This window comes from Pseudomonas putida (assembly GCF_003228315.1).
Classification (GTDB): domain Bacteria; phylum Pseudomonadota; class Gammaproteobacteria; order Pseudomonadales; family Pseudomonadaceae; genus Aquipseudomonas; species Aquipseudomonas putida_S.
Map to the genome: position 1 here is coordinate 3885535 of NZ_CP029693.1, position 18930 is coordinate 3904464.

At 62.0% G+C, this 18930-nt stretch carries 22 protein-coding genes; 16 read left to right on the forward strand and 6 right to left on the reverse strand.

All coding sequences use genetic code 11. The features are described 5' to 3' along the window. Nucleotides 1-23 precede the first annotated feature (23 nt). The 4 genes from DKY63_RS18095 to pilG form a co-directional block, all read right to left on the reverse strand. Complete coding sequence (locus DKY63_RS18095) at nt 24-2084, reverse strand: methyl-accepting chemotaxis protein (protein WP_110965327.1); 2061 nt, start codon at nt 2082-2084, stop codon at nt 24-26. A 131-nt stretch (nt 2085-2215) separates the two neighbouring features. After that, nucleotides 2216-2749, reverse strand: a complete 534-nt coding sequence (locus tag DKY63_RS18100) for a chemotaxis protein CheW (protein ID WP_110965328.1) — start codon at nt 2747-2749, stop codon at nt 2216-2218. A gap of 10 nt (nt 2750-2759) precedes the next feature. Beyond that, a complete protein-coding gene (gene pilH, locus DKY63_RS18105; RefSeq protein WP_096514418.1) occupies nt 2760-3125 on the reverse strand; it encodes a twitching motility response regulator PilH in 366 nt (121 codons plus the stop codon). A gap of 56 nt (nt 3126-3181) precedes the next feature. After that, a complete protein-coding gene (gene pilG / locus DKY63_RS18110; RefSeq protein WP_008152601.1) occupies nt 3182-3586 on the reverse strand; it encodes a twitching motility response regulator PilG in 405 nt (134 codons plus the stop codon). Between the two features lie 341 nt (nt 3587-3927). On the opposite strand from pilG, the gene gshB reads away from it, so the two are divergent. The 7 genes from gshB to DKY63_RS18145 all read left to right on the forward strand — a co-directional run bounded on the left by gshB (nt 3928) and on the right by DKY63_RS18145 (nt 9970). Further along, complete coding sequence (gene gshB, locus DKY63_RS18115) at nt 3928-4887, forward strand: glutathione synthase (RefSeq protein ID WP_110965329.1); 960 nt, start codon at nt 3928-3930, stop codon at nt 4885-4887. 98 nt (nt 4888-4985) lie between these two features. After that, nucleotides 4986-5885: an energy transducer TonB gene (locus tag DKY63_RS18120; RefSeq protein WP_110965330.1), complete on the forward strand. Its 900-nt coding sequence runs from the start codon at nt 4986-4988 to the stop codon at nt 5883-5885. Between the two features lie 179 nt (nt 5886-6064). Beyond that, nucleotides 6065-6637, forward strand: coding sequence for a YqgE/AlgH family protein (locus tag DKY63_RS18125; RefSeq protein WP_110965331.1), 573 nt, complete (start codon nt 6065-6067; stop codon nt 6635-6637). Then, a complete protein-coding gene (gene ruvX, locus DKY63_RS18130) occupies nt 6637-7074 on the forward strand; it encodes a Holliday junction resolvase RuvX (protein WP_110965332.1) in 438 nt (145 codons plus the stop codon). Before DKY63_RS18125 ends, ruvX begins: the two co-directional genes overlap by 1 nt. A gap of 93 nt (nt 7075-7167) precedes the next feature. After that, complete coding sequence (pyrR, locus tag DKY63_RS18135) at nt 7168-7671, forward strand: bifunctional pyr operon transcriptional regulator/uracil phosphoribosyltransferase PyrR (protein ID WP_110965333.1); 504 nt, start codon at nt 7168-7170, stop codon at nt 7669-7671. A 26-nt stretch (nt 7672-7697) separates the two neighbouring features. After that, nucleotides 7698-8702, forward strand: a complete 1005-nt coding sequence (locus DKY63_RS18140) for an aspartate carbamoyltransferase catalytic subunit (protein ID WP_096514412.1) — start codon at nt 7698-7700, stop codon at nt 8700-8702. Continuing rightward, entirely contained in the window at nt 8699-9970 is a 1272-nt protein-coding gene (locus DKY63_RS18145) for a dihydroorotase (protein WP_110965334.1), read from the forward strand. Before DKY63_RS18140 ends, DKY63_RS18145 begins: the two co-directional genes overlap by 4 nt. Before the next feature lie 83 nt (nt 9971-10053). On the opposite strand, the gene DKY63_RS18150 is transcribed toward DKY63_RS18145, so the two are convergent. After that, the gene (locus tag DKY63_RS18150; protein WP_110965335.1) at nt 10054-10485 is read right to left on the reverse strand and encodes an NINE protein; all 432 of its coding nucleotides are present in this window, start codon (nt 10483-10485) and stop codon (nt 10054-10056) included. A 249-nt stretch (nt 10486-10734) separates the two neighbouring features. Here DKY63_RS18150 and DKY63_RS18155 point away from each other — a divergent pair, with 249 nt between their 5' ends. Continuing rightward, nucleotides 10735-11355 carry a C40 family peptidase gene (locus tag DKY63_RS18155; RefSeq protein ID WP_110965336.1) on the forward strand — a complete coding sequence of 207 codons (621 nt, stop codon included), beginning with the start codon at nt 10735-10737 and terminating at the stop codon, nt 11353-11355. A gap of 120 nt (nt 11356-11475) precedes the next feature. On the opposite strand, the gene DKY63_RS18160 is transcribed toward DKY63_RS18155, so the two are convergent. Continuing rightward, nucleotides 11476-12510 carry a type IV pilus twitching motility protein PilT gene (locus tag DKY63_RS18160; RefSeq protein WP_110965337.1) on the reverse strand — a complete coding sequence of 345 codons (1035 nt, stop codon included), beginning with the start codon at nt 12508-12510 and terminating at the stop codon, nt 11476-11478. A gap of 56 nt (nt 12511-12566) precedes the next feature. On the opposite strand from DKY63_RS18160, the gene DKY63_RS18165 reads away from it, so the two are divergent. The 8 genes from DKY63_RS18165 (at nt 12567) to hemW (ending at nt 18926) form a co-directional block, all read left to right on the forward strand. Further along, nucleotides 12567-13256, forward strand: a complete 690-nt coding sequence (locus DKY63_RS18165) for a YggS family pyridoxal phosphate-dependent enzyme (RefSeq protein WP_110965338.1) — start codon at nt 12567-12569, stop codon at nt 13254-13256. Between the two features lie 24 nt (nt 13257-13280). After that, nucleotides 13281-14099, forward strand: coding sequence for a pyrroline-5-carboxylate reductase (gene proC, locus DKY63_RS18170; protein ID WP_110965339.1), 819 nt, complete (start codon nt 13281-13283; stop codon nt 14097-14099). A gap of 24 nt (nt 14100-14123) precedes the next feature. Next, complete coding sequence (locus DKY63_RS18175; protein ID WP_110965340.1) at nt 14124-14711, forward strand: YggT family protein; 588 nt, start codon at nt 14124-14126, stop codon at nt 14709-14711. A gap of 192 nt (nt 14712-14903) precedes the next feature. Next, nucleotides 14904-16043 (forward strand): homoserine O-succinyltransferase MetX, encoded by a 1140-nt coding sequence (metX, locus tag DKY63_RS18180; protein ID WP_110965341.1) that lies wholly within the window; start codon nt 14904-14906, stop codon nt 16041-16043. Nucleotides 16044-16050: 7 nt separating this feature from the next. Then, a complete protein-coding gene (gene metW / locus DKY63_RS18185; protein ID WP_077046059.1) occupies nt 16051-16671 on the forward strand; it encodes a methionine biosynthesis protein MetW in 621 nt (206 codons plus the stop codon). Nucleotides 16672-16696: 25 nt separating this feature from the next. Then, nucleotides 16697-17131 carry a DUF4426 domain-containing protein gene (locus tag DKY63_RS18190; protein WP_110965342.1) on the forward strand — a complete coding sequence of 145 codons (435 nt, stop codon included), beginning with the start codon at nt 16697-16699 and terminating at the stop codon, nt 17129-17131. Further along, a complete protein-coding gene (rdgB, locus tag DKY63_RS18195) occupies nt 17128-17724 on the forward strand; it encodes an RdgB/HAM1 family non-canonical purine NTP pyrophosphatase (protein ID WP_110965343.1) in 597 nt (198 codons plus the stop codon). Before DKY63_RS18190 ends, rdgB begins: the two co-directional genes overlap by 4 nt. Continuing rightward, nucleotides 17721-18926 (forward strand): radical SAM family heme chaperone HemW, encoded by a 1206-nt coding sequence (gene hemW / locus DKY63_RS18200; protein WP_110965344.1) that lies wholly within the window; start codon nt 17721-17723, stop codon nt 18924-18926. The genes rdgB and hemW overlap by 4 nt, the downstream gene beginning before the upstream one ends. The last annotated feature ends 4 nt before the right edge of the window (nt 18927-18930 follow it).

The window sequence follows — 18930 nt, forward strand, 5'->3', positions numbered from 1 at the left end:
AATTGCAGGCGCCCACGGGCGACTCAAGCATTGTCCGTCACCGGCGCCTTGGTCGCCGGCAAGGTGAAGCCGGACACCGAACGCCGCAGCTGGCTGGCCATTTTCGCCAGGTTGCCGATGCTCTCGGCGGTGGCGGTGGAACCGGACGAGGTTTGCGAGGTGATCTGCTGGATCACGTTCATCGTCAGGGAAATCTGGCCGGCAGACGACGTCTGTTGTTGTGCGGCGTTGGAAATGCTCTGGATCAGCGCCGCGAGGGTCTTGGATACGCCTTCGATTTCTTCCAGGGCCACACCGGCATCCTGCGCCAGGCGCGCGCCACGCACCACTTCGGTGGTGGTCTGCTCCATGGAGATTACCGCTTCGTTGGTGTCAGTCTGAATCGCCCGCACCAGGGTTTCGATCTGCCGCGTCGCTGCTGAAGAACGCTCCGCCAGCCTCTGCACTTCGTCGGCGACCACCGCAAAACCGCGCCCGGCATCACCGGCCATGGAGGCCTGGATCGCCGCGTTAAGGGCGAGGATGTTGGTCTGATCGGCAATGTCATCGATCAGGCTGACAATGTCGCCGATTTCCTGGGAGGACTCGCCCAGACGCTTGATCCGCTTGGCGGTGTCCTGGATCTGCTCGCGGATATTGTCCATGCCGTGAATGGTGTTGTGCACCACCTCGTTGCCCTTGTTGGCGATTTCCACCGAACGCTCGGCCACCGCCGAGGACTCGGCGGCGTTGGCCGAGACCTGATCGATGGATTCGGCCATGTCGTTGATCGCGGTGGAGGCTTCGGAAATCTGCTGCGCCTGATGCTCCGAGGCCTGTGCCAGGTGCATGGCGGTGGCCTGGGTTTCCTGCACGGCGGCGGCGACCTGGCCGGCGGTGAGGTTGATGGTCGCCACCAGGTCGCGCAGTTGGTCCACGGAATAGTTGATCGAGTCGGCGATGGTGCCGGTGAAGTCTTCGGTCACCGAGGCGGTCACGGTCAGGTCGCCGTCGGCCAGGTCCTCGATCTCGTCGAGCAGGCGCATGATCGCGTTCTGGTTGCGCTCGTTCTTCTCGGCGGTTTCACGCAGCTGGCGATTGGTTTCGCGGACCATGACCATGCCGATGAGGATGATCGACGCCAGCGCTGCCAGGCCCAGCACATAGCCGCCGATGGTGTCGGTATCGCGCCCGCCGGCGAGGTTTTCGAAACCGGTGGCCAGGTGCGAGGCTTCATCGAGCAGGGTTTGCGACAGGCTGAAGATGTTGGTGGCGGACTCGCGGACCTTGAACAGCTCGGGCGACGTTTCGAGAATTTCATCCACGGAGCCGGAGACGAACTCGAACAGTTCGGAAATCTCCATCAGCCGTGCGCGGGCATCGCGGTCTTCAACCTGGCTAACCCGCAGCGCCACATTGCCCGACAGCATGCCGTTGAGTACCTGGCCGAACCGCGCGGCATCGCGACCGAAGGCGTCGGCCGCCTGTTGCGAGTTTTCATCGCCGGACAACACCGTATTCACCGCCCCCAGGATGCGCTCGGCCAGCAATGATTGACGCTGGGCCATTGCCACCTGGGCCGCGGGCGCGCCGCGTTGCAGGAGGATTTCCACCACTTTTTCGTATTCGACCTGCAACTGCGGCACGGTTTCGGCCAGGGTCGCGGCGACCTGATGCAGCGACAGCACGGTCTGCTCGCTGGTCAGGATGGCGTCGGTATTTTTCAGCAGGCGCTCCCAGTCCAGTTGCACCGCACGCATTTCCGGGCGTACGGCGGCGGGGGCCGGAGGCAGGCCGGTGGAGGGGTCGCCTTTTTTCAGGTAGCTCCAGCGCTGGGCAAAATCGTTGCGCGCATCGCTGAGCAACTTGAACGCCGCGGCCTTGCCGGCGGCGGCTTCGGTGGCGTTCTTGGCAATGCGCTGGGACAAGACGCGCAGTTCGCCCGCGTGGCCGATGTACTGCTTGTCGTAGGTGGCCTGGGTGTTGAGGTACGCGAAGTTGGCGAACAGCAACATGATGAAGATGATCAGCGCAATAAACAGCGCGATGATCTGCGAACGACTGCGCGACCCTTCCATTGGCTTGCCTGTTTTAGCTTTTGTCATCGGTCTTCGCCTGTACTGCCCAATTTCTTCCGCTCTTGTAGGAGCAAGGCTTGCCCGCGATGAACGATGACGCGGCATGCCTGACAAACTTCGGCGCCTGCATCGCGAGCAAGCTCAGCTCCTACAAAAGCCTAAACCGCGATGTTCATGAAACCCTGCGACTGCGCCAACGCAAACGGACTGAACACCTGCCAACCCTGCTCGCGCTCGAACCGGCCCTGGATGAACGGCGCAATCGGGCCATCCAGCGCGTCGACCGGCTCCAGGCTGTCCCGGGCAAAATGCTGCAGGCCGAACACTTCATCGACCATCAACCCGGCAAACACGTCCTGATGCTCCACCACCAACACTCGCCGCTGCCGGCGCGCGGTCGACAGTTCATGCCCCAGGAAGCTTCCCAGATCCATGATCGGCAACAAACGCCCCCGCAGGTTGGCCACGCCCTTGACCCAGGATTTCACCCCCGGCACCTGGGTAAAGCGCGGCTCGTGCAGCACTTCACTGACTTCGCTCATGGGCGCGACGTAGCAGTGATCGCCCAGACGAAAACCGATGCCGCTCCAGTGGTCCTGCCGGGTCGCCTGGGACGGCAAGTCGGCCGCCAGCAGTCGACAGCGCTGGTCGATCTGCAGCAGCAACTCGAAAGCCGTCAGCGATTCGGTCATGACCGGGCGATCAACCGTTCAGTACGTTGTTCAGGGTTTTGAGCAGGGTTTCTTCGTCCACCGGCTTGGTCAGGTAATCCTTCGCGCCCTGGCGTGTGCCCCAGACCTTGTCGGTTTCCTGATCCTTGGTGGTGATGATGATGACCGGAATGTGCCCGGTTTCGGGGTCCTTGGTCAGCTGACGGGTCGCCTGGAACCCGTTGAGGCCGGGCATGACGATGTCCATCAGCACCGCGTCGGGTTTTTCCAGGCGGGCCAGGGCCACGCCATCCGCGCCGTTTTCGGCTTTCAATACTTCATGGCCGTGCTTTTCCAGCATGCCGGTCAGTTTGTACATTTCGGTCGGCGAGTCATCGACGATCAGAATACGTGCCATGGTCTTCCCCATTCTTGTCGACGCCGGCCCGTTGGCCGAGCGTCACTGTAGGTGTCTTACTGCGGCAAAACGGCGGCGAAGCCCGGAACATGGGCCTGGATCGCGTTCAGCAGTTCTTCCTTGCTGAAAGGCTTGGTCAAAAACTGATCGGAACCGACGATGCGCCCCTTGGCCTTGTCGAACAGCCCGTCCTTGGACGACAGCATAATCACCGGCGTGGACTTGAATGCACTGTTGTTCTTGATCAGGGCGCAGGTCTGATAGCCATCCAGGCGCGGCATCATGATGTCGACGAAGATGATGCCGGGGTGGTTGTCGGCAATCTTGGCCAGGGCATCGAAACCGTCGATGGCCGTGATGACCTCACACCCCACGTTCTTGAGCAGCGTTTCGGCGGTGCGACGGATCGTCTTCGAATCGTCGATCACCATGACCTTCAAGGCGCTGGAATGCTGTTCCATAAATGCTCTGCCGTCGCCTTTGCGAATCTATTTGTCCATTTCCGGTAAACGGAAGGCTCGAAGCCCTTGATACTCAAGGGCCAGTACCGCTTGGCAGCCTTTTTAGCACAGTCTCCAATACCAATCTATCGGCCGGCCGGTGCAGTGGTTTTTCCTTGACCGCAAACACACTCGGCGCCACTCTGACGCCACTTTTACACGGCCCTTTGGCCTGCTCTTCTGTGGGAGCGAGCCTGCTCGCGATGGCGTGTCAGTCGACACCCATGCATCTGATCCACCATCGCGAGCAGGCTCGCTCCTACAGGGATCGAATTGCCCCCCAACTTTCGAGGAAAGACCCCATGAGCGTTCGCGTCGGGATTGTCATGGACCCTATCGCCAGCATCTCCTATAAAAAGGATAGCTCGCTGGCCATGCTGCTGGCCGCGCAGAAGCGCGGCTGGGAACTGTTCTACATGGAACAGCGCGACCTCTACCAGGCCGAAGGCCAGGCCCGGGCGCGCATGCGTCCGCTCAAGGTATTCGCCAACCCGGAAAAATGGTTCGAACTGGACGCTGAACAGGACAACCTGCTCAGCGACCTGAACGTGATCCTGATGCGCAAGGATCCACCGTTCGACATGGAATTCGTCTATTCCACCTACTTGCTCGAACAAGCCGAAAGCGCCGGCGTGCTGGTGGTCAACAAGCCGCAGAGCCTGCGTGACTGCAACGAAAAACTGTTCGCCACGCTGTTTCCGCAGTGCACCCCGCCGACCGTGGTCAGCCGCCGCGCCGACGTGCTGCGTGAATTTGCCGCCAAGCACGGCGATGTAATTCTCAAGCCGCTGGACGGCATGGGTGGCACCTCGATCTTCCGTCACCGCGCCGGCGATCCGAACCTGTCGGTGATCCTGGAGACCCTGACCGCCCTCGGCGCCCAGCAGATCATGGGCCAGGCCTACCTGCCGGCGATCAAGGATGGCGACAAGCGCATCCTGATGATCGACGGCGAGCCTGTGGATTACTGCCTGGCGCGCATTCCGGCCGCTGGCGAAACCCGAGGCAACCTCGCCGCCGGTGGCCGTGGCGAAGCCCGTCCGCTGAGCGAGAAGGATCGCTGGATCGCCGCACAAGTTGGCCCGACCCTGCGCGCAAAAGGCCTGCTGTTTGTGGGCCTGGACGTGATTGGCGAGCACCTGACCGAAATCAACGTCACCAGCCCGACCTGCATCCGCGAGATCGACAACGCCTTCGGTACCGACATCGGCGGCATGCTCATGGACGCCATCGAGAAGAAGCTGCAGGCCAAAAAAGCCTGACAAACAGTTTGTCGCTTACCCGTTGAAGCTTGAAGCTTAAAACCAACATTGCGTTATCATGCCCGGCCTGTGAAAAACGCGATGTTGGTTTTTTTGCCATGACCCTGCCTTCCGATCTGCCTGCCGAACTCGCCCATAAAGGCGTACGCCCGGCCGATCGTCTCGGTTTTACCCTGTTTCTGGCAGCCTTGGTGCACCTGGCACTGCTGCTGGGCGTCGGCTTCACGGTGGTCGAACCCAAGCAGATCAGCAGAACCCTGGAAATCACCCTCGCCACCTTCAAAAGCGAAAAGAAGCCGGAAAAGGCCGATTTCCTCGCCCAGGAGAATCAGCAAGGCAGCGGCACCCTGGATAAAAAGGCCATCCCCAAGACCACCGAGGTCGCGCCTTTCCAGGACAACAAGGTGCAGAAAGTCACGCCTCCGCCTGCGGCCAAGCCTGAAGTGCAGGAAACCGCGCCCAAGGCTGCCGTGACCACCGTCGCGCCGAAGCCGAAAAAGGCCGCCACCAAGACCGAAGAACCCAAGCCGGCCACCAAGCCTGAAGTGGCCGCGCCGACCTTCGACAGCGAGCAACTGTCCAGCGACATCGCCAGCCTGGAAGCGGAACTGGCCAACGAACAACAGCTGTACGCCAAGCGCCCGCGCATTCACCGCCTGAGCGCCGCCTCGACCATGCGCGACAAGGGCGCTTGGTATAAGGACGAATGGCGCAAGAAGGTCGAGCGCATCGGCAACCTCAATTACCCCGACGAAGCCCGGCGCAAGCAGATCTACGGCAACTTGCGCCTGATGGTCTCGATCAACCGCGACGGCTCGCTGTATGAAGTGCTGGTGCTTGAGTCCTCCGGGCAACCGCTGCTGGACCAGGCGGCCCAGCGCATCGTGCGCCTGGCGGCACCGTTCGCGCCGTTTACCGGGGATTTGTCGGATATCGACCGGCTGGAAATCATCCGCACCTGGAAGTTTGCGCGTGGGGATCGGTTGTCCAGTAATTGAAGCCTGGGAAATATCCCTTGTAGGAGCGAGCCTGCTCGCGATGGAGTGTCAGTCGACACAACTGCAGCTGATACACCATCGCGAGCAGGCTCGCTCCTACAGTGACCCGCGTCGTTATCAGGGAATTCCTGTGCATCCCCAGCTTGTCAGTTCGCCCCTCGAACGCCACACTAGCGGTCATGAAAAACGTCAGCCCCAGCTACCTCAAGCATCACTTCCTGATCGCCATGCCTCACATGGTCGACCCGAACTTTGCGCACACCTTGACCTACATCGTCGAGCACACGGCCAATGGCGCCATGGGGCTGGTGGTCAACCGTCCGCAAGACCTGAACCTGGCCGATATCCTTGAGCAACTGCGGCCCGATGTCGAACCGCCGGCGCTCTGCCAGCATGTGCCGATCTTCATTGGCGGCCCGGTCCAGACCGATCGCGGTTTTGTACTGCATCCTTCGGGGCAGAGCTTTCAGGCGACCGTCGATCTGGAAGACCAGCTTTCCCTGTCGACGTCTCAGGACGTGCTGTTCGCCATTGCCGATGGGGTCGGCCCGTCGAAAAGCGTGATCGCCCTCGGTTATGCCGGTTGGGAAGCCGGCCAGCTGGAAGCCGAACTGGCCCAGAACGCCTGGCTGACCTGCCCGTTCGACGCCGACATCCTGTTCAACACCAGCAGCGAGCTGCGCCTGGAAGCGGCGGCCAAACACCTTGGCGTCAACCTCAGCCTGCTCACCAGCCAGGCGGGGCACGCCTGATGGCCCTGCGGCTGATCCTGGGTTTTGACTACGGCACCAAATCCATCGGCGTTGCGGTCGGCCAGGTCGTGACCGGTCAGGCCCGCGAGCTGTGCACCCTGAAAGCGCAGAACGGCATTCCCGACTGGGACAAGGTCGATGCGCTGATCAAGGAGTGGAAGCCCGACGCCGTGGTGGTCGGCCTGCCATTGAACATGGACGGCACACCCAGCGACATGTGCGCCCGCGCGGAAAAATTCGCCCGCCGGCTCAACGGCCGCTTCAACCTGCCCTTCTATACCCACGATGAACGCCTGACCACCTTCGAAGCCAAGGGCGAGCGCATGGCCCGTGGCGGACAGAAAGGCAGCTATCGCGATAACCCGGTCGACGCCATCGCCGCCGCCCTGCTGCTGCAAGGCTGGCTCGACGAAAACGGCGCCTTGTTCGAAACCTGATGCACTTAACCCGGAAGAGCCGCCTAGCGGCTCTTTTAGTGATACCCCGAGCCATTTCAGCTTTACCGGCCTCGGGCCCAAGAAGGAGCAACCATGAGCCTGCCCAATCCCGCCGAACTGATCAGCCAGATGGCGATCCGGCTTGACGCCTACCTGGCCAAACGTGGCATCACCGAACCTCGCTACATCGGTATCCGTACCGGCGGCGTCTGGGTCGCCCAGGCCCTGCTCAAAGAAATGGGCAGCGATTCGCCCCTCGGCACGCTCGACGTTTCCTTCTACCGCGACGACTTCAGCCAGAACGGCCTGCACCCGCAAGTGCGCCCTTCGGCCCTGCCGTTCGAGATCGAAGGCCAGCACCTGGTGTTGATCGATGACGTGCTGATGAGCGGCCGGACCATCCGCGCCGCCATGAACGAGCTCTTCGACTACGGCCGCCCGGCCAGCGTGACGCTGGTGTGCCTGCTGGATCTGGACGCCGGCGAGCTGCCGATCCGCCCGAACGTGCTGGGTGCGACCCTGTCCCTGGCCGCCAACGAACGGGTCAAACTGTCCGGTCCGGAGCTTGAGCTCGAAGTGCAAGACCTCGCCCTTTAATTCGCCCTATTGAGAGTCCCATTGCGATGACGCCTCCAGAAACCAAGCGCCCGCTGCAGCTCAATGACCAGGGCCAGCTGCGCCACTTCCTCTCGCTCGACGGTTTGCGCCGCGAGTTGCTGACGGAAATCCTCGACACCGCCGACTCCTTCCTCGAAGTCGGTGCCCGGGCGGTCAAGAAAGTCCCGTTGCTGCGCGGCAAGACCGTGTGCAACGTGTTCTTCGAGAACTCCACCCGCACCCGCACCACCTTCGAACTGGCGGCCCAGCGCCTGTCGGCGGACGTGATCACCCTGAACGTCTCGACATCGTCGGCGAGCAAGGGGGAAACCCTGCTCGATACGCTGCGCAACCTGGAAGCCATGGCTGCCGACATGTTCGTCGTGCGCCACGGAGATTCCGGCGCCGCCCACTTCATCGCCGAGCACGTGTGCCCGCAGGTGGCGATCATCAACGGCGGCGATGGCCGTCACGCGCACCCGACCCAGGGCATGCTCGACATGCTGACCATCCGCCGGCACAAGGGCGGGTTCGAAAACCTCTCGGTGGCCATCGTCGGCGACATCCTGCACTCGCGGGTCGCACGCTCGAACATGCTCGCGCTGAAAACCCTCGGCTGCCCGGACATCCGTGTCATCGCCCCGAAAACCCTGCTGCCGATCGGCATCGAGCAGTACGGCGTGAAGGTCTACACCGACATGACCGAAGGCCTGAAAGACGTCGACGTGGTGATCATGCTGCGCCTGCAGCGTGAGCGCATGACCGGCGGCCTGCTGCCGAGCGAAGGCGAGTTCTACCGCCTGTTCGGCCTGACCACCGCGCGCCTGGCCGGCGCCAAGCCGGATGCCATCGTCATGCACCCGGGTCCGATCAACCGCGGCGTGGAGATCGAGTCGGCGGTGGCCGACGGCCCGCACTCGGTGATCCTCAACCAGGTGACCTACGGCATCGCGATTCGCATGGCGGTGCTTTCCATGGCCATGAGCGGGCAGACTGCGCAGCGCCAATTCGAGCAGGAGAACGTGCAGTGAAGCTCAGCATTCTTGGCGCCCGCGTCATCGATCCGGCCAGCGGCCTGGACCAAGTCACCGATATCCACATCGAAGCCTGCAAGATCGTCGCCCTGGGCGACGCGCCAGCCGGTTTCACCGCTGTCGACACCATCGACGCCAAAGGCCTAGTGGCCGCGCCCGGCCTGGTTGACCTGAATGTCGCCCTGCGCGAGCCGGGTTACAGCCGCAAGGGTTCGATCGTCAGCGAAACCCGCGCCGCCGCGGCCGGTGGCGTGACCAGCCTGTGCTGCCCGCCAAAGACCAAGCCGGTACTGGATACCTCGGCCGTGGCCGAACTGATCCTCGACCGCGCCCGCGAGGCCGGCAACACCAAGGTGTTCCCGATCGGCGCCCTGAGCAAAGGCCTGGACGGCGAACAGCTGGCCGAACTGGTCGCCCTGCGCGATGCCGGTTGCGTGGCCTTCGGCAACGGCCTGGAGAGCTTCCGCAACACCCGCACCCTGTGCCGGGCGCTGGAATATGCGGCGACCTTCGACCTGACGGTGATTTTCAACTCCCAGGATCACGACCTTGCCGATGGAGGCCTGGCCCACGAAGGCCCGACCGCGAGCTTCCTCGGCTTGCCAGGCATTCCGGAAACCGCCGAAACCGTGGCCCTGGCCCGGGATCTGCTGCTGGTCGAGCAGACCGGCGTGCGCGCGCACTTCAGCCAGCTCACCAGCGCTCGCGGCGTCGCCCTGATCGCCCAGGCCCAGGCCCGTGGCTTGAAGGTCACCGCCGATGTCGCGCTGTATCAACTGATCCTGACCGATGAAGCGCTGATCGACTTCAGCAGCCTGTATCACGTGCAGCCGCCGTTGCGCACCCGCGCCGACCGCGATGGCCTGCGTGCTGCGGTGAAATCCGGGGTGGTCTCGGCCATTTCCAGCCATCACCAACCCCACGAGCGGGACGCCAAACTGGCGCCGTTCGGCGCCACCGAACCGGGCATCAGCAGCGTTGAACTGCTGCTACCGCTGGCTATGACGCTGGTGGAGGATGGCTTGCTGGATCTGCCGACGCTGCTGGCACGCCTCAGCACCGGCCCTGCCGAGGCCTTGCGCCTGCCGGTAGGCAAGCTGGCAGTGGGTGGCGCGGCAGATATCGTGCTGCTCGACCCGGCGGCCTCGACCGTGGCCGGTGAGACCTGGCTGTCAAAGGGCGAGAACTGCCCGTTCATTGGCCACAGCCTGCCGGGTCTGGTGCGTTACACCCTGGTGGATGGGCGGATCAGCCACCAGGCGTAAGACCGCGTCGCCTGCTTTCGCGAGCAGGCTCGCTCCCACAGTGGATTTGTAGTGCCCTGTGGGAGCGAGCCTGCTCGCGAAGCTTACTGGTAGGTAACTTGCCGCTGGGCGTTACGCAGCGATACCTGGCCATTGAGCGTCCAGAAGTCATACAGCACCCCCACGACAAACAACCCGCCCGTCAACAGGTAGATCAAGCCGCTGATCCACTTGCCCTGATACATCCGGTGCACGCCGAACAATCCGAGAAACGTCAGCAGAATCCACGCCACGTTGTAATCGATGGGGCCGGCGGTGAACCGAAGGTCTGCTTCACCGTCCATTGCCGGGATCAGAAAGACGTCGATCAGCCAGCCAATCCCCAGCAAACCGAAGGTGAAGAACCAGAGCGTCCCGGTCACCGGCTTGCCGTAATAGAAGCGGTGAGCCCCGGTAAAACCGAAAATCCACAGCAGGTAGCCGATCACTTTGCTGTGGGTGTCTTGCTGCGCAGCGGACTGCTGATAGGGGTTCATGAATGACCTCAATTCAGGCGATAGATAAATATTCTTTAAATCTTTGTGACTTTTTTACGAGTAGCCGACAGATGGCAAGTGCTACCGTGTCTCCCGTCAAACCCTTGTACCACCTGACTTCTGTCCGACAATTGCGTCTTTTTGCCGCGTTTTGGGCTCCTTTAGACCCAAGTGGAATCGACCAACGGCCTCGGGAAGCCAAAAAAAGCTGTTATAAAGTTGCGCGCTAACCCATACGAGCCTTGCCTAATGCGTCCATTTTTCAAGACATGGCTAACCATTTGCCTATTATTGCCACTGGCCGCCCACGCCACCAATCGTGAGCAACGTCTTCCGAACGTTAATGGTTACACACCAAAATCCCATGCTTCTGCTCCATCGAGCAAAAGCAAGAAGTCGAGCAAACACGCTCCAGACTTGGTCAGCAACAAAAGCGGTCTGGTTCCGCCGATGGCGACCAAGGAAAGCAGCAACGTGCTGAGCCGCGCCGTGAACGTCCTCGGTACACCGTACCGTTGGGGCGGCAGCAGCCCGAGCAAGGGCTTCGACTGCAGCGGCCTGGTGAAATACGCGTTCAACGACGCCACCTTTGACCTGCCTCGCACCTCCAACGCCATGGCCAGCGGTCACGGCGAGAAAGTCGATCGTGCCGACCTGAAACCAGGCGACCTGATTTTCTTCAACATCAAGAGCCGTCGGGTCAATCACGTTGCCATCTACCTGGGCAACGACCGCTTCATCCACGCGCCTCGCCGTGGCAAGTCGGTGACCATCGACACCTTGAAGAAACCGTACTGGGAAAACCACTACGTGGTTGCCAAGCGGGTTCTGCCGAAAGAACCGAACCAGATGCGGGTTGTTCAGCGCTGATCGCAACACCCGTCACCTTCTTCGCACATGATGGCCTCATCGCGGGCAAGCCTTGCTCCCACAGGATTTACACGATCCCTGTAGGAGCAAGGCTTGCCCGCGATGGCGTTTCTGAATCCTTCAAAAATTATCCGGCGAACGCGCCTTCTCCCGCGCCTGCTCGCGACTGACTAATCCCCGGGTCACCAGATCCTTCAGCCCCATATCCAGCGTCTGCATCCCCAGCGACCCGCCCGACTGAATCGATGAATACATCTGCGCCACCTTGTCCTCGCGGATCAGGTTACGGATGGCCGATGTGCCGAGCATGATCTCGTGGGCGGCCACGCGCCCGCCGCCGATTTTCTTCACCAACGTCTGCGACACCACCGCCAGCAGCGATTCGGAGAGCATCGAGCGCACCATGGATTTTTCGTCCCCCGGGAACACGTCGACGATGCGGTCGATGGTTTTCGCCGCCGAGGTCGTGTGCAGCGTGCCGAATACCAGGTGACCGGTTTCGGCAGCGGTGAGTGCCAGGCGAATGGTTTCCAGGTCGCGCATCTCGCCCACCAGAATCACATCCGGGTCCTCCCGCAGCGCCGAGCGCAGGGCGGTGGCGAAGCTGCGGGTATCGCGGTGCACTTCACGCTGATTGATCAGGCATTTGCGCGATTCGTGGACGAACTCGATCGGGTCTTCGATGGTGAGGATATGGTGATGGCGATGGTTGTTCAGGTAGTCGATCATCGCCGCCAGGGTGGTGGACTTGCCGGATCCGGTCGGCCCGGTCACCAGCACCAGGCCACGGGGCGCGTCGGTCATCTTGCGGAACACGTCGCCCATGCCCAGCTCTTCCATGCTGAGGATTTTCGACGGGATCGTACGGAACACCGCCCCGGCGCCACGGCTCTGGTTGAACGCGTTGACTCGAAAACGCGCCACGCCGGGCACATCGAAGGAAAAGTCGGTTTCCAGGTGCTTTTCGAAATCCACCCGCTGGGTGTCATTCATGATGTCGTAGATCAGCGCCTGCACTTCCTTGTGGTCCAGCGCCGGCAGGTTGATACGCCGCACATCGCCATCGACGCGGATCATCGGCGGCAGGCCGGCAGACAGATGAAGATCGGATGCGCCTTGCTTGGCACTGAAAGCGAGCAGTTCGGTGATATCCATAGCGTTCCTCAATTCCAGTAGAATGCCGCGAACCTTCTGACCGCTGGCGCCTCTTGATGTCCACCATAGCAGACAACATTCAACTGGTTAGTTCGCGCATCCGGGCTGCCGCCCTCGCCGCTCATCGCGATGAAAACAGCGTCCAGCTGCTGGCCGTGAGCAAGACCAAACCCTCGCAGGACCTGCGCGAAGCCTATGCCGCGGGCTTGCGCGACTTTGGCGAAAACTATCTGCAGGAGGCCCTGGGCAAGCAACTCGAATTGGCCGACCTGCCCTTGATCTGGCACTTCATCGGCCCCATTCAGTCGAACAAGACTCGCGCTATCGCCGAGCATTTCGACTGGGTGCATTCCGTGGATCGCCTGAAAATCGCACAACGCCTGTCCGAGCAACGCCCTGCCGATCTGCCTCCCTTGAACATCTGCATCCAGGTCAACGTCAGTGGTGAAGCCAGCAAATCCGGCTGTACCCCGGCCGACCTGCCGGCCCTGGCCAGCGCCATCAGCGCCCTGCCGCGCCTGAAGCTGCGCGGGCTGATGGCGATTCCCGAGCCGACCGAAGACCGCGCCGCCCAGGATGCCGCATTTGCTGCCGTGCAAAGCCTGCAAGCCAGCCTGAATCTGCCACTCGACACACTTTCCATGGGCATGAGCCATGACCTTGAGTCGGCCATTGCCCAGGGCGCTACCTGGGTCCGTATCGGTACGGCCCTGTTTGGCGCCCGCGATTACAGCCAGCATGGCTAATACCCCTCTTTATAAGGACCTGACATGAGCAAGACGCGTATTGCCTTTATCGGTGCCGGCAACATGGCCGCCAGTCTGATCGGCGGCCTGCGGGCCAAGGGTCTGGACGCCGCGCAGATCCGCGCCAGCGATCCGGGCGACGAAACTCGCGCCCGTGTGAGCGCTGAACACGGTATCGAAGTATTCGCCGACAACGCCCAAGCCATTGAAGGCGCCGATGTCGTGGTGCTGGCAGTCAAGCCTCAGGCCATGAAAGCCGTCTGCGAAGCCATTCGCCCAAGCTTGAAGCCCGGGCAACTGGTGGTGTCGATTGCCGCCGGCATTACTTGCGCCAGCATGAACAACTGGCTCGGCAACCAGCCGATCGTGCGTTGCATGCCCAACACCCCAGCCTTGCTGCGCCAGGGCGTGAGCGGTCTGTTCGCCACCGCCCAGGTCAGCGCCGAGCAGCGCCAGCAGGCCCAGGAACTGCTGTCGGCCGTCGGCATCGCCCTGTGGCTGGACGAAGAGCAGCAACTGGATGCGGTCACCGCCGTCTCGGGTTCCGGCCCTGCCTACTTCTTCCTGCTGATCGAAGCCATGACCGCTGCCGGCGTGAAACTCGGCCTGCCAGCGGACATCGCCGCGCAGCTGACCCTGCAGACCGCACTGGGCGCCGCGCACATGGCCGTGTCCAGCGACGTCGATGCCGCCGAACTGCGCCGTCGCGTCACCTCGCCTGCCGGCACCACGGAAGCGGCCATCAAGTCGTTCCAGGCCGACGGTTTTGAAGCACTGGTGGAAAAAGCACTGGGCGCCGCCGCGCACCGCTCGGCCGAGATGGCTGAGCAACTTGGCCGCTAATCAGCACTTAAAAAGGAATCAATGATGCTCGGACTCAATGACGCTGCCATTTTTGTGATTCAAACCCTGGGCAGCCTGTACCTGCTGATCGTGCTGTTGCGCTTCATCCTGCAACTGGTGCGGGCGAACTTCTATAACCCGCTCTGCCAGTTCGTCGTGCGCGCCACGCAACCCCTGCTCAAACCACTGCGCCGGGTGATCCCGAGCATGTTCGGCCTGGACATGTCGTCGCTGGTGCTGGCCCTGCTGGTGCAAATGGTGCTGTTCGCGGTGATCCTGCTGCTCAACGGCTACTCGGTCGATGCACTGTTCCTGGTGCCTTGGTCACTGATCGGCATCTTCGCGTTGTTTTTGAAGATCCTGTTCTGGGCAATGATCATCAGCGTGATCCTGTCCTGGGTCGCTCCGGGCAGCCACAACCCGGGTGCGGAGCTGGTGCAACAGATCACCGAGCCGGTCCTGGCGCCGTTCCGCCGGATCATCCCGAGCATGGGTGGCCTCGACATCTCGCCGATCTTCGCCTTTATCGCGCTGCAACTGCTGCAGAGCTGGCTGATCCCGCGTCTGGCTTACTACGCGGTGATGCCGCGTGAGTTGTTTGGCCTGATCTGATCCGTTACACCGCGTCATCGTTCATCGCGGGCAAGCCGTGCTCCCACAGGTTTTACGCGAACCCTGTGGGAGCAAGGCTTGCCCGCGATGGGCACGCCTCGGTCTGACTGGATAAAAACAGGCCCGGCCTTTGCTTGCCGCTGACCCCAGCGGTCTTTAGACTTACGCCTCATTTCAACGAGAGCAGGGTCGATGCCAGCTGCCTTTCCCCCCGATTCTGTTGGTCTGGTGACGCCGCAAGTGGCGCACTTCAGCGAACCCCTGGCCTTGGCCTGCGGTCGCTCGCTCCCGGCCTATGACCTGATTTACGAAACCTACGGCACGCTGAACGCCACGGCGAGCAACGCCGTGCTGATTTGCCATGCCTTGTCCGGTCACCACCACGCCGCCGGCTACCACAGCCCCGACGACCGCAAGCCCGGCTGGTGGGACAGCTGCATCGGCCCCGGCAAGCCAATCGACACCAACAAGTTCTTCGTGGTCAGCCTGAACAACCTCGGCGGCTGCAACGGTTCCACCGGCCCGAGCAGCATCAACCCGGAGACCGGCAAGCCTTTCGGCGCTGACTTCCCGGTGCTGACCGTGGAAGACTGGGTGCACAGCCAGGCGCGTCTGGCCGATCGTCTCGGCATCGCCCAATTCGCCGCCGTGATCGGTGGCAGCCTCGGCGGCATGCAGGCGATGCAATGGAGCATCACTTACCCTGATCGTATCCGTCACTGCCTGGCCATCGCCTCGGCGCCCAAGCTGTCGGCGCAGAACATCGCCTTCAACGAAGTGGCGCGCCAGGCGATCCTCACCGACCCGGAATTCCACGGCGGCTCGTTCCAGGAACAGGGCGTGATCCCCAAGCGCGGCCTGATGCTGGCGCGCATGGTTGGGCACATCACCTACCTGTCCGACGACTCCATGGGCGAGAAATTCGGCCGTGGCCTCAAGAGCGAAAAGCTCAACTACGACTTCCACAGCGTCGAGTTCCAGGTCGAAAGCTACCTGCGTTATCAGGGCGAGGAGTTCTCCGGGCGTTTCGACGCCAACACCTACCTGCTGATGACCAAGGCCCTGGACTACTTCGATCCGGCCGCCAATTTCGACGATGACCTGGCCAAGACCTTCGCCAACGCCACCGCCAAGTTCTGCGTGATGTCGTTCACCACCGACTGGCGCTTCTCCCCGGCCCGCTCGCGGGAACTGGTGGACGCGCTGATGGCCGCGCGCAAGGACGTCTGCTACCTGGAGATCGACGCACCGCAAGGCCACGACGCCTTCCTGATTCCGATCCCGCGCTACTTGCAGGCGTTTGCCCACTACATGAACCGAATTACGTTGTGAGATAGCCATGAGAGCTGATCTGGAAATCATCCAGGAATGGATCCCCGCCGGCAGCCGTGTGCTCGACCTCGGTTGCGGCAACGGCGAACTGCTGACCTGGCTGCGCGACAACAAGCAGGTCACCGGTTATGGCCTGGAAAACGACGCGGACAACATCGCCGAATGCGTGGCCAAGGGCATCAACGTCATCGAGCAGGACCTGGACAAGGGCCTGGGCAACTTCGCCAGCAACAGCTTCGACATCGTGGTCATGACCCAGGCGCTGCAAGCGGTGCACTACCCGGACAAGATCCTCGATGAAATGCTGCGGGTCGGCCGCCAGTGCATCATCACGTTCCCGAATTTCGGCCATTGGCGCTGCCGCTGGTACCTGGCGAGCAAGGGCCGGATGCCGGTTTCCGAGTTCCTGCCGTACACCTGGTACAACACGCCGAACATCCACTTCTGCACCTTCGCCGACTTTGAGGCCTTGTGCCGCGAACGTGAAGCGAAGGTCATTGATCGGCTTGCCGTGGATCAACAGCATCGGCACGGGTGGGCCAGTAAGCTATGGCCTAATCTGTTAGGTGAGATCGGCATTTACCGCGTCAGCAGCCCGGGACTTGCGGACCACAAGGTCGCGGTCTGACCACCTTATTTCGAGGAGAACGATGATGGGTCGTCTAGCGCTGTTTCTACTTACCGCCTGCCTGAGCGTCACCGCCATGGCCGCCGATGCGATCAAGGGTGAACGCAAGGAAGTCTTTGGCGACACGACGGTGCACTACAACACCTTCAACTCCACCTTCCTGACACCGGACATCGCCAAGGCCGCGCAGCTCACGCGCAGCAAGAACCAGGGCGTGATCAACATTTCGGTGATCAAGGACGGCAAGCCACAGATGGCCCAGATCAGCGGCACGATCAAGGACCTGACCAGCCAGAGCGTGAACCTGAACTTCCGCCAGATCACCGAACAGGGCGCGATCTACTACATCGCCCAGTACCCGGTGGAGCAACAGGAAACCCGCACCTTCGACATCAAGGTGCAGACCGGTGACACCGTCAACAACCTCAATTTCAACCAAGAGCTCTTCCCCGGCGAATGATCAACTTCACGCAACTCGTACTGGCCAGCCACAACGCCGGCAAACTCAAGGAACTCCAGGCCATGCTCGGCCAGTCGGTGCAACTGCGCTCGATCGGCGAGTTCAGCAACATCGAGCCTGAAGAGACCGGCCTGTCGTTCGTCGAGAACGCCATCCTCAAGGCCCGCAATGCCGCGCGCATTTCCGGTTTGCCGGCACTGGCCGACGATTCGGGGCTGGCGGTGGACTTCCTCGGAGGCGCGCCGGGCATCTACTCGGCGCGTTATGCCGATGGCAAGGGTGATGCGGCGAACAACGCCAAGCTGCTCGATGCCTTGAAGGACGTACCTGAAGCCGAGCGCGGCGCGCAGTTCGTCTGCGTGCTGGCGCTGGTGCGCCACGCCGATGATCCGCTGCCGATCCTCTGCGAAGGCCTGTGGCACGGGCGCATCCTGACCCAGGCCAGCGGCGAACACGGCTTTGGCTACGACCCGTTGTTCTGGGTGCCTGAGCGCGACTGCTCCAGCGCCGAGCTGAGTCCGGCCGACAAGAACCAGATCAGTCACCGCGCCCGTGCAATGGATCTGCTGCGCCAGCGTCTGGGCTTGAAATGACCCGTGAATCATCCGCGTCGCCGCTGATCTTCGGCGGCGACGCCCAATCGCCTCGGGCGGCCCTGCCAGTGCTGCCGCCCCTGGCGCTGTACATCCACATCCCGTGGTGCGTACGCAAATGCCCTTATTGCGACTTCAACTCCCACACCGCCAGCCTCGTGCTGCCGGAAGAAGAGTACGTGGATGCGCTGCTGGCTGATCTCGATCAGGATCTGCATGCCGTCTATGGTCGCGAGCTGAGTTCGATTTTCTTCGGCGGCGGCACGCCGAGCCTGTTCAGCGCTCAAGCCTTGGGCCGTCTGCTCCAGGGCGTCGAACAGCGCATCCCGTTTGCCCACGACATCGAAATCACCCTGGAAGCCAATCCGGGGACGTTCGAGCAGGACAAGTTCGTGGCTTACCGGGCGTTGGGCATCAATCGCCTGTCGATCGGCATCCAGAGCTTCCAGCCGGAAAAACTCAAGGCACTGGGACGGATTCACAATGGCGACGAAGCGGTGCGAGCCGCTGGCATGGCGCGCCAGGCCGGGTTCGACAACTTCAATCTGGACCTGATGCACGGCTTGCCCGATCAGTCCCTGGATGACGCCCTGAACGACCTGCGCACGGCCATCGCCCTGAAACCGACGCACTTGTCCTGGTATCAGCTGACCCTGGAGCCGAACACGGTGTTCTGGAACCAGCCACCGACGCTGCCGGAAGACGACACGCTGTGGGACATTCAGGAGGCCGGGCAGGCGTTGCTCGCCGAACACGGTTACGTGCAATACGAGGTGTCGGCCTACGCCCAGCCGGGTCGCGCGGCGCGGCATAACCTCAACTACTGGAGCTTTGGCGACTTCATCGGCATCGGGGCCGGCGCCCATGGCAAGCTCAGCCATCCGGACGGGCGCATCGTGCGCACCTGGAAGACTCGTTTGCCCAAGGACTACCTAAATCCAGCCAAGAGCTTCAAGGCCGGTGAAAAGGCGCTGACCAACGATGAAATGCCGTTCGAGTTCCTGATGAACGCCTTGCGCCTGACTGAGGGCGTCGAAGCTCGGCTGTATCCGGAACGGACCGGAATGCCCCTGGAGAGCCTTGCCGAAAGCCGCCTCGAGGCCGAACAAAGCGGCCTGTTGCAGGTCGAACCGTCACGTCTGGTGGCCACCGAGCGCGGACAGCTATTCCTCAACGACTTGCTGCAGAATTTTCTGAACTGAATTC

Excerpts from the sequence above, each read along its gene's own strand:
- DKY63_RS18140 (WP_096514412.1), top strand. The coding sequence starts at position 7,698 with ATGACGCCTCCAGAAACCAAGCGCCCGCTGCAGCTCAATGACCAGGGC.
- pyrR (WP_110965333.1), top strand. The coding sequence starts at position 7,168 with ATGAGCCTGCCCAATCCCGCCGAACTGATCAGCCAGATGGCGATCCGG.
- DKY63_RS18095 (WP_110965327.1), bottom strand. The coding sequence starts at position 2,084 with ATGACAAAAGCTAAAACAGGCAAGCCAATGGAAGGGTCGCGCAGTCGT.
- proC (WP_110965339.1), top strand. The coding sequence starts at position 13,281 with ATGAGCAAGACGCGTATTGCCTTTATCGGTGCCGGCAACATGGCCGCC.
- DKY63_RS18160 (WP_110965337.1), bottom strand. The coding sequence starts at position 12,510 with ATGGATATCACCGAACTGCTCGCTTTCAGTGCCAAGCAAGGCGCATCC.
- DKY63_RS18155 (WP_110965336.1), top strand. The coding sequence starts at position 10,735 with ATGCGTCCATTTTTCAAGACATGGCTAACCATTTGCCTATTATTGCCA.
- ruvX (WP_110965332.1), top strand. The coding sequence starts at position 6,637 with ATGGCCCTGCGGCTGATCCTGGGTTTTGACTACGGCACCAAATCCATC.
- pilH (WP_096514418.1), bottom strand. The coding sequence starts at position 3,125 with ATGGCACGTATTCTGATCGTCGATGACTCGCCGACCGAAATGTACAAA.
- DKY63_RS18190 (WP_110965342.1), top strand. The coding sequence starts at position 16,697 with ATGGGTCGTCTAGCGCTGTTTCTACTTACCGCCTGCCTGAGCGTCACC.
- DKY63_RS18100 (WP_110965328.1), bottom strand. The coding sequence starts at position 2,749 with ATGACCGAATCGCTGACGGCTTTCGAGTTGCTGCTGCAGATCGACCAG.
- metW (WP_077046059.1), top strand. The coding sequence starts at position 16,051 with ATGAGAGCTGATCTGGAAATCATCCAGGAATGGATCCCCGCCGGCAGC.
- DKY63_RS18120 (WP_110965330.1), top strand. The coding sequence starts at position 4,986 with ATGACCCTGCCTTCCGATCTGCCTGCCGAACTCGCCCATAAAGGCGTA.
- rdgB (WP_110965343.1), top strand. The coding sequence starts at position 17,128 with ATGATCAACTTCACGCAACTCGTACTGGCCAGCCACAACGCCGGCAAA.
- metX (WP_110965341.1), top strand. The coding sequence starts at position 14,904 with ATGCCAGCTGCCTTTCCCCCCGATTCTGTTGGTCTGGTGACGCCGCAA.
- DKY63_RS18165 (WP_110965338.1), top strand. The coding sequence starts at position 12,567 with ATGTCCACCATAGCAGACAACATTCAACTGGTTAGTTCGCGCATCCGG.
- DKY63_RS18150 (WP_110965335.1), bottom strand. The coding sequence starts at position 10,485 with ATGAACCCCTATCAGCAGTCCGCTGCGCAGCAAGACACCCACAGCAAA.
- DKY63_RS18175 (WP_110965340.1), top strand. The coding sequence starts at position 14,124 with ATGCTCGGACTCAATGACGCTGCCATTTTTGTGATTCAAACCCTGGGC.
- gshB (WP_110965329.1), top strand. The coding sequence starts at position 3,928 with ATGAGCGTTCGCGTCGGGATTGTCATGGACCCTATCGCCAGCATCTCC.
- hemW (WP_110965344.1), top strand. The coding sequence starts at position 17,721 with ATGACCCGTGAATCATCCGCGTCGCCGCTGATCTTCGGCGGCGACGCC.
- DKY63_RS18125 (WP_110965331.1), top strand. The coding sequence starts at position 6,065 with ATGAAAAACGTCAGCCCCAGCTACCTCAAGCATCACTTCCTGATCGCC.
- pilG (WP_008152601.1), bottom strand. The coding sequence starts at position 3,586 with ATGGAACAGCATTCCAGCGCCTTGAAGGTCATGGTGATCGACGATTCG.